Origin of the sequence: Abiotrophia defectiva ATCC 49176 (genome assembly GCF_000160075.2) — a bacterium.
Taxonomy (GTDB): Bacteria; Bacillota; Bacilli; order Lactobacillales; family Aerococcaceae; genus Abiotrophia; species Abiotrophia defectiva.
Map to the genome: position 1 here is coordinate 43,651 of NZ_KI535340.1, position 13,670 is coordinate 57,320.

At 47.8% G+C, this 13,670-nt stretch carries 15 protein-coding genes; all 15 read right to left on the reverse strand.

What is annotated here, in order from left to right:
* Positions 1 to 418: 418 nt before the first annotated feature.
* Complete coding sequence (locus GCWU000182_RS00220) at positions 419 to 1,309, reverse strand: ABC transporter ATP-binding protein (protein ID WP_023390706.1); 891 nt, start codon at positions 1,307 to 1,309, stop codon at positions 419 to 421.
* Complete coding sequence (locus GCWU000182_RS00225) at positions 1,290 to 2,351, reverse strand: ABC transporter ATP-binding protein (protein WP_023390707.1); 1,062 nt, start codon at positions 2,349 to 2,351, stop codon at positions 1,290 to 1,292. The genes GCWU000182_RS00220 and GCWU000182_RS00225 overlap by 20 nt, the downstream gene beginning before the upstream one ends.
* Positions 2,352 to 2,359: 8 nt before the next feature.
* On the reverse strand, positions 2,360 to 3,430 hold the full coding sequence (gene opp3C, locus GCWU000182_RS00230) for an oligopeptide ABC transporter permease (protein ID WP_023390708.1): 1,071 nt from the start codon (positions 3,428 to 3,430) through the stop codon (positions 2,360 to 2,362).
* Position 3,431: 1 nt separating this feature from the next.
* On the reverse strand, positions 3,432 to 4,370 hold the full coding sequence (gene opp3b / locus GCWU000182_RS00235; protein ID WP_023390709.1) for an oligopeptide ABC transporter permease: 939 nt from the start codon (positions 4,368 to 4,370) through the stop codon (positions 3,432 to 3,434).
* Positions 4,371 to 4,656: 286 nt separating this feature from the next.
* Entirely contained in the window at positions 4,657 to 4,983 is a 327-nt protein-coding gene (gene yajC / locus GCWU000182_RS00240; protein ID WP_023390710.1) for a preprotein translocase subunit YajC, read from the reverse strand.
* Between the two features lie 68 nt (positions 4,984 to 5,051).
* Positions 5,052 to 6,197 carry a tRNA guanosine(34) transglycosylase Tgt gene (tgt, locus tag GCWU000182_RS00245; protein WP_023390711.1) on the reverse strand — a complete coding sequence of 382 codons (1,146 nt, stop codon included), beginning with the start codon at positions 6,195 to 6,197 and terminating at the stop codon, positions 5,052 to 5,054.
* Positions 6,198 to 6,321: 124 nt separating this feature from the next.
* Positions 6,322 to 7,653, reverse strand: coding sequence for an FAD-dependent oxidoreductase (locus tag GCWU000182_RS00250; protein ID WP_023390712.1), 1,332 nt, complete (start codon positions 7,651 to 7,653; stop codon positions 6,322 to 6,324).
* Between the two features lie 80 nt (positions 7,654 to 7,733).
* The gene (locus GCWU000182_RS00255; RefSeq protein WP_023390713.1) at positions 7,734 to 9,005 is read right to left on the reverse strand and encodes a Y-family DNA polymerase; all 1,272 of its coding nucleotides are present in this window, start codon (positions 9,003 to 9,005) and stop codon (positions 7,734 to 7,736) included.
* On the reverse strand, positions 8,998 to 9,354 hold the full coding sequence (locus tag GCWU000182_RS00260) for a hypothetical protein (RefSeq protein WP_023390714.1): 357 nt from the start codon (positions 9,352 to 9,354) through the stop codon (positions 8,998 to 9,000). Before GCWU000182_RS00260 ends, GCWU000182_RS00255 begins: the two co-directional genes overlap by 8 nt.
* Before the next feature lie 114 nt (positions 9,355 to 9,468).
* Positions 9,469 to 10,095, reverse strand: a complete 627-nt coding sequence (locus tag GCWU000182_RS00265) for an SGNH/GDSL hydrolase family protein (RefSeq protein ID WP_023390715.1) — start codon at positions 10,093 to 10,095, stop codon at positions 9,469 to 9,471.
* 9 nt (positions 10,096 to 10,104) lie between these two features.
* A complete protein-coding gene (locus GCWU000182_RS00270; protein WP_023390716.1) occupies positions 10,105 to 10,506 on the reverse strand; it encodes a rhodanese-like domain-containing protein in 402 nt (133 codons plus the stop codon).
* Between the two features lie 10 nt (positions 10,507 to 10,516).
* Positions 10,517 to 11,491, reverse strand: coding sequence for an ROK family glucokinase (locus tag GCWU000182_RS00275; RefSeq protein WP_023390717.1), 975 nt, complete (start codon positions 11,489 to 11,491; stop codon positions 10,517 to 10,519).
* 11 nt (positions 11,492 to 11,502) lie between these two features.
* The gene (locus GCWU000182_RS00280) at positions 11,503 to 12,219 is read right to left on the reverse strand and encodes a rhomboid family intramembrane serine protease (protein ID WP_023390718.1); all 717 of its coding nucleotides are present in this window, start codon (positions 12,217 to 12,219) and stop codon (positions 11,503 to 11,505) included.
* A gap of 58 nt (positions 12,220 to 12,277) precedes the next feature.
* A complete protein-coding gene (locus GCWU000182_RS00285; protein WP_023390719.1) occupies positions 12,278 to 12,853 on the reverse strand; it encodes a 5-formyltetrahydrofolate cyclo-ligase in 576 nt (191 codons plus the stop codon).
* 11 nt (positions 12,854 to 12,864) lie between these two features.
* On the reverse strand, positions 12,865 to 13,653 hold the full coding sequence (locus GCWU000182_RS00290) for a glutaminyl-peptide cyclotransferase (protein ID WP_035363792.1): 789 nt from the start codon (positions 13,651 to 13,653) through the stop codon (positions 12,865 to 12,867).
* Positions 13,654 to 13,670 lie beyond the last annotated feature (17 nt).

Sequence of the window (13,670 nt, forward strand, 5' to 3'; positions counted from 1 at the left end):
AAGACAGACTTAATTTCTGTATTACTGGTAGACTGTACCTTATAAATTTACCACTCTTGGCAAGCAAATGCAAGCTCTAAGGCTTGATAATAGTCACTTTAGCCCCTATCGTCCGTTTTTGTGAATGATACAATATAAGGGCCTTTTATCCAAGAAAAACGGTTACTTTCCGTCGGAAAGTGGATACATTAAGGGTTGAACTGTAATACTACAATTAAATATCTGTTTCAAATTCGCCTTATAATGACGAAACAGCATGTGTTTTCTGGTATCTTTCCAACTAATATTTCAGTTAGTGAATTTTACTTCACATGGACTTATTAAAATCACGCGCTTTTGGGGTTACTCTTCACAATCTAATTGAAGCACAAAAAAAGACCTTCCCCCTGATACAGGAAGAAGGTTTATGCTTAGTTTATTAGGCTTTGGCTTTCATAACCCAATGCTGTTCTTGCGCTTGCACCCAATCATGAGGCGCCTCTAGTTCAGCTTGACTTGGCTGATAGACAATCCGTTGACGCTGACGGTCCTGATCTGGATCTGGCAAGGGAATAGCTGACAGTAGGCTCTGAGTATAAGGATGTAGCGGGTACTCATAGAGCGCTTCAGCAGTTGCTAATTCCACCATGCGACCTCGATACATCATGCCAATACGGTCACTAAAGTATTTAACCATGGCCAAGTTATGGGCGATAAAGAGATAGGTCAAGCCTCGCTCTTCTTGCAAGCCTTGCAATAGGTTAATGATTTGGGCTTGGATGGAGACATCCAAGGCTGAGATAGGTTCATCGCAGACAATAAACTTAGGTTCAACCGCCAAGGCACGCGCAATCCCAATCCGTTGGCGTTGGCCGCCCGAAAATTCATGCGGATAGCGTAAGGCATGTTCAGGTGACAAACCGACTGAAGCCAGGAGCTCCGCCACTTTGGCATCTCGCTCTGACTTGGAGGCTACCAAGCCATGGACTTCCATACCTTCAGCTACAATATCTTGGACCTTCATACGAGGATTTAAGGAAGCATAAGGATCTTGGAAAATCATTTGAACGTCCTTGTTATAATCCAGTCGCTCTCCCTTTGATAAGTCGCTTAAAGCCTTCCCCTGATAGAGAATCTGGCCATCAGTTGGCTGATAGAGGTTGACAATGGCACGGCCAATGGTTGATTTACCACTACCCGACTCCCCTACTAAACCAAAGGTCTCCCCCGCTTGCACGGTGAAGCTAACATCGTCTACGGCCTTAACGACCGTATGGTCCTGATGATAATACTGTTTGAGGTTGCGCACTTCAATTAGAGCTTGTGTCATGCGATTCAGCCTCCTTCTTAGCTTGATAATAGGCATAGCGTTCTTGAATGCTAGCCGGTGGTGTCACTTTAGGGGCATCTGGATGCAAGAGCCAAGTTGCGGCATAGTGACCCGGATTAACCTCAAACATTGGAGGCTGCACTTCAAAATCAATATCCAGGGCATACTCATTACGGCAGGCAAAGGCATCGCCCTTTGGTGGATTGAGCAAGTTAGGCGGGGTTCCTGGAATGGCATATAGTGGACCTGACGAGGTCAAGGTCGGCGTCGCTGACAAAAGTCCCCAGGTGTATGGATGTTGTGGATTATAGTAAACTTCATCCACAGGCCCAATTTCGACTAGTCGACCCGCATACATCACCGCCACGCGATCTGCGATATTGGCTACCACCCCTAAATCGTGGGTAATGAAGATAATAGCCATGCCCTTCTGACGCTGAATATCCTGCAAAAGCTCAATAATTTGCGCTTGAACCGTAACGTCTAAGGCAGTCGTTGGTTCATCGGCAATCAAAATTTCTGGGTCCCCTGCCAAGGCAATGGCAATGACAATCCGTTGGCGTTGACCACCTGAAAATTGACTTGGGTAATCCTTAAGGCGTTGCTCAGGGTCCTTAATCCCACAGAGACTGAGTAAGTTGCAGGCTTCCGCGACTGCTTCTGCACGCGAAAACTTGCGATGTTTGATGATGACTTCCACCAATTGACGCCCGATGGTCAAGGTTGGGTTAAGCGAAGTCATGGGATCCTGGAAAATCATGGCAATTTGCGAGCCACGGATTTTTTCCATTTGCTTATCACTTAAGTTGCGAAGGTCTTGACCCATAAAATCAATCTTGCCCTCATTAATAGTGGCACTCTGGCTCAATAGACGCATAATGGCGCGGGAGGTCACGGTTTTACCGGAACCAGATTCCCCTACGATTGCCAAAGTTTCACCTTTGTGGAGTTGGAAGTCCACGCCTCGAATGGCTTGGACAGTTCCCGCATAGGTTTTGAATTGAACCTGTAAATTCTCGATGCTTAAGACACGTTCTGTCATAAAGTCACCTACTCTTTCATTTTAGGGTCGAAGGCGTCACGCAGGCCGTCCGCCAGAAGGTTGAAGGCTAGCATTAAAATCGAAATGACACCCGCTGGATACCACATTAAGTGCGGCAAGAAACGGAAGGTCTTGTAACCATCGTTAATTAAGGTCCCCAGACTAGCTGCTGGCGCTGGAATCCCAATCCCAATGAAGCTTAGGAAGGCTTCGAAGAAGATAGCTGCTGGCAAAGCAAACATAACTTGGACAATAATCAGGCCCAGCATATTAGGCAGAATGTGACGGAACATAATTTTAAGGGTTGATTGCCCCAGCACACGAGCTGCTAAGACATATTCTTGTTGCTTGATACGAATAGTTTGAGCCCGTACCACACGAGACATGGAAATCCAGCTAGTCAAGGCAATGGTAATAATGATGGACACAATCCCTGGTTGGAGCACTAAGAGCATGAGGATGACAATGACTAGGTTAGGAATCCCTGATAGGATTTCTAAAATCCGTTGCATGAGGGTATCGATTTTTCCCCCAAACCACCCAGAAACCAAGCCATAAATGACACCAAAGACTAGGTTAATGGCTGCTGCCACAAAGGCAATCAAGAGGGAAATGCGTGTCCCATAGAGGATACGCGACAGCAAGTCACGGCCTAGAGCGTCAGTTCCTAAATAATAGTAGGTACCTGCCGGTACTTTGGCAGCTAGGTAACGATCGACCAATTTTCCAGCCCGGTTGGCCCCATAACCATTAAACCAGGATAAACCTTCTAGTCCTGGAATTTTAGGTGGCAAATTGGCATAGGATGGATTCTGAGCCGTTGGTGAGTAAGGCGCAATCCAAGGCGCCAGAATGGCCAAGATAATAAAGGCCAGAATAATAATCAAGGAAACCATAGCCGCTTTATTGCGTCGCAAACGGCGCCAGGAATCCTGCCAGAAACTCAAGGCTGGCACATCACTCATGGCATCTTGGCGACCACAGTCACGCTTAGCCAGTTGCAGTTTTTGCGCGGTTAGGTCCCCTGCTTGAGCTAGTAAAGCCTCATTATAGGAAGACTTAGCTAATTCATGTTGCATCTTAGGCACCTCCGGTCAGACGGAGTCGTGGATCAATTAACCCATTGACTATGTCAGAAATTAAAATCATGACCACTAACAAGGTGGAATAGAGAATGGTAACCCCCATAATGGTTGGGAAGTCGTTCACCATAATCGACTTGGTGAATTGTTCACCGATACCTGGAATGGAGAAGATATTTTCCACTACCAGGGAACCTGTCATCAAGCCAGCCGTCATAGGCCCAATAATAGATAGGAGTGGGATGATAGCATTGCGTAAGGCATGGCGCATCACTACATAGAAGCGGCTGAAGCCTTTGGCCCGAGCCAGCTCAATATAATCCGCATTGAGGACTTCAATCATTTCCGTCCGGACAAAGCGGGCCGCATCCGCCATCGGTGACAAGGATAAGGCAATGGTTGGCAGAACGGTTGAGGCAAAGCCATCACGCCAGAAGGCAATCGGGAACCAAGCTAAGACCACGGCAAAGAGAAATTGCAAGACAACGGCGAAGACAAAGCTTGGGACTGAACGGCCCGCAATGGCAAAGACCGAAGTGAAGCGGTCTATCCAGGTATTCTGGTAGACAGCCGAAATGACACCTAGGAAAGTCCCCAGTACAGTCCCCAGCAACATGGCTTGCAAGCCCAATTGCATAGAAGGACCCGCCCGGTCAATAATAAGCTGAGAAACTGGCGTATTGTTAAATTGGAAGGACACCCCTAGGTCCCCCTTGAGAATATTGAGCAAGTAACGCCCATATTGAACCCAAATTGGCTGGTCCAGGCCATACTTAGCGTTGAGGGTTTGAATTTGGGCAGCAGTCAACTGATCTTCATTGGAAAATGGCGTCCCTGGCAGGAGCTTCATTAAGAAGAAAGTGACAGTTACAATAATAAAAAGCGTCAAGAGCATGTAGGCTAGGCGCTTGACCATATAACGAATAAAGGCTTTCATAGGTCACATCCTTTGTCCCCTTGATTTGGTGTCTTAGGGGTCTAGTATCTCTTATATTATAGCCTATCTGCCCCCTTTGACTCTAGTCACTTGCTCTAAAAAATCAAAATTCCATTTGAATGTTGTCCTTTGGCCTAGGAAAGACCTGCAAAATCCTTATTCTACTGGGCTTTTTGTCTTGTTGATAAAGTCAGCAAAAAGACGAACATTCTAGTCACTTCTCCCCTACCTTTCTTATGATAGGGACAAAAAAAGCTGAGACAGCGTCTCAGCTTGAGCCTAGGACTTAGGCTTCTTCATTGCTTACTTCTTCTTTTGGTTCTAAGTCAGCTACTGAAGGACGTACGCGTTCGCCTTGTTTAACAGTGGCAACAGCGCTTAATTCGTAGGTTAAGTAGATGCCTTCGCAGTCTAAGACAACCAAACGGTTTGCCAAGTCCACTTCTTCAACAACCCCGTGTAAGCCGCCAATTGTTACAATGGCATCCCCTTTTTTGAGGGCTTGCAACATTTGTTGCTTTTCTTGAGCTTGACGTTGTTGTGGGCGAATCATGAAGAAGTACATAACCCCCATGATTAAGACAAAGGGTAATACACTAACTAGTAAATCCATTTTGTCACTCCTTATTGTGTTCTATAATCTATACTTTATCAGACTCTGCTATAAATTGCTAGCAGTTTCTAGAAATTACGCGCATTGGCCTTGCTATAACCGTATTCTTCGAAGAAGGCTTGGCGGAAGTCTAAGAGAGAGTCATTTTCAATGTGGTAGCGGACTTGCTTCATGAGATTGAGCAAGAAGTGGACATTATGAATGGAAGCCAGACGCAGGCCGAAAATCTCGTCACACTTAATCAAGTGGCGAATATAAGCTCGACTGTAGTGCTTGCAGGTGTAGCAATCGCACTTCTCGTCGATTGGACGGAAGTCGCGGGCATACTGAGCATTCTTGACTACCAGACGTCCTTGGCTTGTCATACAGGTCCCATTGCGGGCAATCCGTGTGGCCAAGACACAGTCAAACATATCTACCCCACGAATGACGCCATCAATCAGCGAGTCAGGTGAGCCAACCCCCATTAGATAACGTGGCTTGTGCTTAGGCATGACAGGCGTCAAGTAATCCAGGACTTCATTCATCTCTTCCTTGGATTCCCCAACTGATAGGCCTCCAATCGAATAACCTGGGAAGTCCATAGCAATCATATCTTGAGCATGAGCTAGGCGTAAATCCTTGTAGCCTGCCCCTTGCAAGATACCAAAGAGGGCTTGATCCTGTGGACGTTGGTGGGCCCGTAAGCCTCGCTCAGCCCAACGCGTCGTCCGTTCGATTGAGCGTTTGACATAGTCATAAGACTGGTCAAATGGTGGACACTCGTCAAAACTCATGATAATGTCAGCACCTAATTGGTTTTCAATGTGAATGGCCTTTTCAGGCGACAGGAAGAGTTTCTCTCCATTAATATGGTTGCGGAAGTGGACCCCTTCCTCCGTGATTTTACGCATGTCGCTGAGGGAGAAGACTTGGAAACCACCTGAGTCAGTTAGAATCCCCTTGTCCCAGTTCATAAATTTATGTAGGCCACCGGCTTCCGCTACCAAGTCTTCACCTGGTCGTAACCAGAGGTGGTAGGTGTTGGCTAGGACAACGTCTGCCCCCATCTCCTTGAGTTCTTCAGGCGACAGGCCCTTGATGGTTGCCAAGGTACCGACCGGCATATACATGGGGGTCGGGAAGGATCCGTGCGGGGTATGTAAGATTCCCAGGCGGGCGCCAGTATGTTTTTCTTCTTTGATGAGTTCATACCAGACTGCTGGTTTGGTCATGTCATCGACTCCTTTATCTGTTCAGTGCTCTCCCATTATAGCAAATTTCGCCTGTCAAAACCACCACTTTTGACGTAGTCCGACTAGACAAAAAGCAGCGAGACCTAGGCCTCGCTGCTCATGCTTATTTTGGTTGTTTTAAGACATCGTTCAAGGCTTCCGCAATGGTTGGATGGGTGAAGAGGAAGTCGCGAATTTCAGTGTAAGGCACCTTGGTCTTGATGGCTAGAGCCAAGAAGTTAATGACTTCTGGCGACATAACCCCATAGTGAGTCGCACCTAAAATAGTTTGATCTGCCTTGTTGACAATGATCTTGAAGCTACCGCGGTCATTGCCGATGACTTTGGCTTTAGGCACAGCCGCCATTGGTAAGCCGAAGACTAAGACCTCATGGCCCGCTTCCACAGCTTGCGCTTCCGTCAAGCCCACATGTGATAATGGGGTTTGGAGGAAGACGGTGTAAGGAATTAGATTCCGGTCAGACACCTTGCGAGACTTGTCGCCCCAGAGTTGGTCTTTGACAATGCGGAAATCATCTAGAGATACATAGGTGAATTGTGGGCCACCTTTGACATCACCCAGAGCGTAAACGCCAGGAACTGCTGTTTCTAAGTGCTCATTCACTACCACTGCACCTTGAGCATCCAATTCAATATCCGTATTTTCTAAGCCTAATTGCGCAGTATTTGGACGGCGACCAGCTGCCACCAAGATGGCATCAGCTTCTAGACGTTGACTTTGCCCTTGGTAGTTATAGGTCACAGTCCCACCGTCAAAGGCCAAATCTTGAATGCCTAAGTAGAAGGTCAAACCAGCAGCTTCCATATCTGCCTTAATTTGAGCGGCAATTTCTGGTTCTTCACGTGGCATGAAGCGGTCAAAAATATCCAAGACGGTCACTTCAGAACCGAAGGTCCGGAACATATCGGCCATTTCCAAGCCGATATAACCTGCCCCTACCACAACTAAACGTTTTGGCAACTTTTGTAAATCCAAGGCTTCTGTTGAAGTTAAGACAAAATCATTGCCTTCTAAGCCAGGAATAGCTGGTAAGGCGGTCTTAGCCCCAGTGTTAATGAAGATGCGGTCCCCTGTCACTTGACGAGTTTGACCGTCAGTCAAGGTGACTTCAAGGCTGTGGTTGCCAGTAAAACGAGCCCAACCAGTCCAAACTTCGGCACTCGCTTCATCTGCAATCATGTGATAGTTTTTGTCGTTTAAAGCAGCAATTAACTTAGCCTTACGAGCAGCCGCTGCTTCGAAGTCTAAGCCTTGGCCTGCTGCTTCAATCAAAGTCTTAGATGGAATACAGCCGATGTTGATACAGGTCCCCCCGTACATCTTAGGAGAAGCTTCAATTAAGAGCACTTGTTCTTGACGACCAGCCAAGGTTTTCGCTAGGGTTTTGCCCCCTTTACCAAAGCCAATCACGATATTTTGATAATGTTGTGTCATGTTAATCCCTCATTTCATTCTTGCTATAATCCTAGTTTAGCTCGCTTGCCAGGAAAAAACAATTAGGTACTTTTTGGTAACTAGTGGCCCCCAATCAAATCTGCCCGCTGGATAGCGGTCGCTCCCGGCAAGAGACTGCTGGCGCGGACTAAACTACCATAGCCATAGCGTTCCCTAACAGCATCCACCACACGTTCTGCCCTTTCTTCTTGGGCGGACTGTTCCGGGTCTTGGAAGAGAGAGAGCTGGATTGAGCCGGCTGCCTGCAGGTGACTGACGGTCAGATGCAGGCTCTTAACAGGTAGGCGGAAATAGTGACGCTTGAGCAAGGTCTGGCTGTGGGCCATGAGTTGCTTGCTACTGGAGGTCAATTCAAAGGTCATTTGACCCCCCGAACGCTTGGGGACGATGTCCTTGCCATAGCCTATACCCAAGCCTAAACAAGATGTCATCCGCCCTTCTCGTCGCAGGCGGCTAGCTAGGTTATCAGCCATTTCTCGGACCACCAAGGCGACTTGCCTATAGTCCAGATAGTTCCTTTCCAAAATCTGGGAAGCACTATAAACCTGGCTCTGAGGACTATAAGCCTCACGTATGACACTGGCATCTAACCCATTGGCGTGATAATAGAGTTCTGCCCCCTTGACCCCAAAGCGGGCCTTGAGTTTGCCCAAATCGGCATGGGCCAAATCCTTCACTGAGTAGATTCCCATAGACTCTAAGGACGTCTGAGTGCGACGACCAATCCCCCAGAAATCACTGAGCTTTTCAATCTTCCAGACTGTCTCTGGAATCCTAGCGTAGGACCAATAAGCTAGATAAGGTGACCGGTACTTGGCCACATTATCCAGGCAGAGCTTGGCAAGTAGCAGATTATCCCCTATGCCCACGCAGGTCGGTAGGCCATAGCGCTTGTAAATTTCATGCTGAATCTGCCAGGCAATCTGATAATTGGAACCAAAAAGAGCATGACTGCGCCCCACATCCAAGAAAGCCTCGTCAATCGAATAAACATGCAAATCCTCCCAAGCCACATACTGGAGGAAGATTTGGTTAATATCATGGTTACGCTGAACATAAAGATTCATACGCGCCGGTGCCAAGACGATATCCGAATCCCGCTTAGGTAAATCATAGACCCGACTGCCCGTGCCGATGCCGTATTCTGACTTCATACGAGGACTGCTGGCCAGGACTAAACCTCCTTTGAGATGAGGCCTGGAGACCACACAAAGCTTGGCCGTCAGCGGGTCCAGTCCCCTTTCTACGCATTCAATACTGGCGAAGAAGGACTTGCAGTCAATGCAGAGGATGTCCTGTTTGGGGAAGAGGTCAGTGTCACGCTCAAGCATGGTCCCACCACTTGGTCGGCTCATAGACTTGGACGTGGCGGATGGTCTCGTATTCAACCGGTGAGTTGTCGATGAGGACAAATTGATCCGCCCGTCCAATGACCTGCCCCATATAGTAAGCATGGCGCTCTGCTACCTGCACATTGAGGGTCACCTTAACCCTCAGTCTTTCTTGAAAAGCCCGCTGGAGTTGGGCATCAATTTCGGACTCGGTCATGACCTCTGGCGCCTGATAAGTCGCCAAAACCTCCTCTCGATTAGCCAGAACACTGGCCTTCAAATGAGGGCTGGAGAAAAAAGGCTGCCACTTCTTCATGCCACGGTCATGATAATTTGTATTCATTGCCATTGTATTCACCTCATCTTAAGTATACGAACACATGTTCGTTTTGTCAATGGACTTGCACCCTTTGAAATAGAAAAAGCCCCTTCCCTAAATCTAGGGAAGAAGCTTCTCTCTTCTTTATAATGTTGCCAATTTGGCTGCAATAGCTTGTCCTAAAGCTTGATGATTTTCCTCGTCCATGTGAACGAAGTCGATATTGGAAGGTTGGGCCACGGTTTTAGCATCTAAGAAGGCCACGCCGTACTGGTCACAAATTCTTTCCAAGATATTGGCTAGGTATTCTGATTGCATAACGCCATACTCATCAATTTCCTGGTATAGGAATTCGGGATGATTCATAAGGCCACGCCCCACCACGATAGGAGATACCACCAAAATTTTGGGTGGAGCCTGATGACCCCAGTTAGCAGGATTCTGAATGTACTTAATCATTTCCCCAATACCTAAGGCAATCTGATTGGCGCATTTGCCAAAATGACGTTTGAACTCATTGGTTCCCAACATGATGACTACCTGATCCAGCGGAGCATGGGATTGCATGACCATTGGCAAGGCCGTCATGCCGTGTCGCTCAGGATTCTTATGGTCGGGGCTATTGACCGTTCGGCCATTGAGCCCTTCTTCGATAATTTCATCCTCTGGCCGCAAAGCTGCTAAGACACGGGTCCAGCGCTTGGGGTGACGACTGGCATTAAGGGGATTGAGGCCCCAGGTATTGCTGTCACCAAAACAAAGAATTCGCATGCTAGTCGCCTACTTTCCTTTGGCGGTCTTAACCTTACCTGTCCACTCAGTCATCCCACCCTTAAGGATGTAAATGTCATTATAGCCATTGCGTTTGAGACGAAAAGCCGCACGTTGGGCGGTCCCGAAAGCCTCGTCTACTAGGTAGACCGCTTGGTCCTTACGGATTTCCTTGAAGCGCATCTTGAATTGAGAACTTGGGATATTCCGCGCCCCTAAGATATGCCGAGCCTCAAACTCAGCCGCTTCACGAACATCGATTAATTGTCCCTTACGCCCTGCTGCAATCAGGTCTTCCTGCTTAATGGCTTTGGCAGCATAACGCCCCATTCCCCACAAGATGCCATAATAGAGGGTGTAAATCACAATAATACTTAATAAAACAACGGTAATAAAATTCAGAATTTGCATGCTTCTACTCCTAGTCCTTATTTAGGGCAAGACGTACTAATTGGGCTGCCCCGATAACCCCAGCATCGTTCCCTAACTCTGCCAAGACAAGCTGAGTGGTGTCTTTAATTGGCGGGAAAACATATTGATTGAAAAATACTTGGATTTTGTCCAAGAGGAAGGTACCGGCTGCGGATACCCCGCCACCTATCACAATCTTAGAAGGGTTGAGGGTATTGGCCACATGAGAACATGCCAAACCTAAATAGCGGGCGAACATATCCACAATATGGTTAGCGAAGAAATCGCCATCCTTGGCTGCGTCGAAAATTAATTTAGAAGAGAGCTCGTCGCCATTATCAACGGCTGCCTTAATTGGTGAATCACCTGCATATTCTTCAGCAAATTTACGGGCTAGGTTGACAATACCAGTGGCTGAAGCGACTGTCTCCAAGCAACCTGGCTTACCGCAGGTACATGGAATTGGGTCCGTTGTTTCAACGGTGATATGGCCGACTTCGCCAGCTGCCCCGTTAGCCCCGCGCACCATTTGGCCGCCAGAGACGATACCGCCCCCAACACCTGTTCCCAGGGTAAACATGACCACATTGGCTTCGCCATTACCGGCCCCTTTCCACTGTTCGCCTAAGGCTGCCACGTTGGCATCATTATCAAGGAAGAAAGGCATATCCAAGGCTGCTTCGAAGGCATCTTTCAGGCGCTGTAGGGTCCGCCAGTTAAGGTTGAAAGCCCCAATTACCGTCCCAGCTTCTGCGTCCACCTTACCCGGTGAGCCCATGCCAATCCCTAAGAAATCTTCTTTAGTAAGGCCATAACGCTCCATATGTTCCTGAATGGACTGGATAATGGAAGGCACGATGTGCTTGCCATCCTCAAGGATGTTGGTCCCAATGGTCCATTTTTCCTGAATTTCCCCTTCTGAGGAAATAATCGCAAACTTGACGGATGTCCCGCCTAAATCAATACCTAAAATTTTCTTTGACATAAATCTCACTCCTAGCGATAGATAAGGCTATTATTGAATCTAACAATTCCAAAATAAATCAGGCCGGCGCTGATAGCCAGAATAACTAGCAGGGCCAAGAGGCGATGCCACCATGTGCGGCGGAAAGAATGTGGCAGTTGCAAGACATAAGTCAAGCCAACCCCATAGAAGGCGCCACCTAAATGGCCAAAAAAGTCAATGCCTGGTGACAGGAAGGAAAAGACTAAGTTAATCACGATTAAGGCCGCATAGTTCTGGGCTCTTGCACTCAGACTGTAAGAATCCGGGTAGAGATAAGATAAGGCCAGATAACTAGCAAAGAGTCCAAAAACAGCCCCACTAGCCCCGATTGAGACACTATTATAATTAGAAAAGGCAAAGGAGACAATGTTGCCGCCAATCCCCGCCCCTAAACTTAGTAGCAAGAAGCGCCATTTGCCCATCAGAGGCTCTAATTCTTGACCTAAGAAATAGAAAGAGACACTGTTCAAGGCGATATGTTGCAAGTCAGCGTGCAAGAAGACAGCCGCCACTAGCCGCCACCATTCATTCCTAAGAACAATCGCAATATTATATTTAGCTCCCAGTAGAAGCAAGGCGCTGCCCCAGTCTAGTCCAGTTCGGGTTAACCCAAAGGTGCCAATAAACATGGCGACACACACCAATAAAAAGAGGTAGGTCACCCAAGGGCCGCGTTGAATTCGGCGCCAGGTTCGTTTGATTTCCATAATACCCTCCGTCCTCTAAATCGTTCCCAATTATTATACCTTATTTTTGGCTTTTCGCCTAGGGCTGATTCAATGAGCGCGCTAACAATAAACGTCCCACTGCCTGATCATGTACCTCTGCCTGCCAAGCCGACTGGTCATAATATTGACATGGTAAGACCAGGCTCAGCGTTGGCGTCTCGATCTGAGCCAAGAGGCGATCATAGTAGCCACCACCGAAGCCAATCCGCTGGCCATCCTCCCGGAAGGCTAGACCCGGCACCACCAAGAGATCTAAGCTAGCTAGATCCACTGCTGGCTCCGCCTGACTAGGTTGGTAGATGCCACGAAAAACTTGTTCCAAACTCTCCTGTCCCTGATACAAACAGAAATCCAAGGCTCGCTTAGGCATCATGCGCGGCAAGAAAACTTGATAGCCTAAGTCTACCAAAGGGTCTAGCCACTTGGCTGTGGGCACTTCTTCTCCTACGCCATAATAGAGGCCAATGCGCTGATAGCCTTCGTCCGCAAATAAAGCCAAAAACTGTTGCCATAAATCATCCGTTAATTGCTGGCGACTAGTAGCAGGCATGGACTTAAGGGCTGCTAGGGTAGCTTGCCGCAGGCTAGCTTTTAAATCTGTCACGTTGGTCATAGGGGGCCTCCTTATTTTAAGCGTACTTCAAAGACATAGGGATAGTACTTGCCGGTCACATAGAAGCGGTCCCCTTCAATATGGGCGATGCCATTAAGCACATCAGGTTTACCACCCGGTGTCAACTGAGCTTCTAGTTTATGTTCCTTAATCAGTGACGTAAAATCATACTGACTCTCAATGACGCCCGTCTCAGGGTCCAATTTCACTATAAAAGGGCTCTGCCAAATATTGCCGTAGAGCTTGCCATCGACGAATTCTAATTCATTGAGCCATTTAACAGGCTTACCTTGGTCCGTCACCGTCACCTCGCGCTTGAGCTCAAAGTTTTTAGCATCTCGTTCCTGCAATTTTGTAGAACCATTGGTCATCCAGAGACTGTCGCGACTGGCATCATAGGCCAGGCCCCAGCCTTCCCCCTCATAGTGAAAGGTCTCCAAAATGGCCAGGGTCTTAGGGTCTCGTTTGTAGGCTAGACCCTCTTTGTAAGTAATCTGCCAGACCGCATCCGGCGTTTGGGTTAGCCCCTCACCAAAGACTTGGCGGTCTAGTCGATCCTTAACTTCTAGCTGGCCCGTCTCCAAATTCAAGACGCCTACAACAGAATCGCCGTATTGGCCTGTCGACATAAGCAATTGGCCCTCAGGACTTACTTCCAAACCTTGGGTAAACCAACGGTCATCTCGCTCATATTGGGCCAGTACTTCATAGTCAGCCTGGTGGGCTGCCTGCACTAGCTGATTACTTGCACCTAGAGAAATTAGGGCCAAGAGCCCCAAAACTAGAGGGTATTTTTTCATCTCACTCACTTCCTCAC